The 519-nt window shown below is 74.4% G+C and carries 1 protein-coding gene; it reads left to right on the top strand.

What is annotated here, in order from left to right; genetic code table 11:
* Nucleotides 1-24: 24 nt before the first annotated feature.
* Nucleotides 25-519: hypothetical protein (locus tag AC2D8W_RS22730; RefSeq protein ID WP_484673436.1), on the top strand; the 495-nt coding region annotated here is incomplete at its 3' end.

Here is a 519-nt window from a genome sequence, read left to right as displayed (position 1 = left end):
GGCGTGGAGCTCGCGAGGGGCCTCATGGCCCATGCCGCCGAGGGCCAGGACATCGAAGGCTTCGAACGCTGCGGCCGAACGGCCAACGCCTTCGCCCGCACCGTCGGCCAGGTCGTCCTCCTGAAGCAGCGCTTCGACCGCGAGCAGGCCGAGGCCGCCGCCGGCGCCCGCCGCGAGGCCGAAGCCGCCGAGACCCGCGCGCGCAAGGCCGACGAGGCCGCCCGCGAGCATCACCGCAAGCGCGTCGACAACCGTCTCGCCCGCCTGGTGTGGGGCCGCTTCGGACAGGTCGAGGCTCTGGACGTCTGGGAGGATCTCGAGCCCCGCCTCGCCGAACTCGCCCACGACGACGACTTCCTGGCCACCCCGGTCGAGGCCCTCGTGCAGCGCCTCGCCGACGAGTTCGGCCTCCACGATCAGCCCGACGGCGACGACGACGACGACACACACGACGCCGCCTACCCGGCCGACGTCGGCGACTTCGGCCCCGTTCCCGAGGCCGCGCCCGAACCTCCGCCC

This window comes from Phenylobacterium sp. T106 (assembly GCF_057219735.1).
This window is presented reverse-complemented; position numbering and strand designations above follow the sequence as displayed.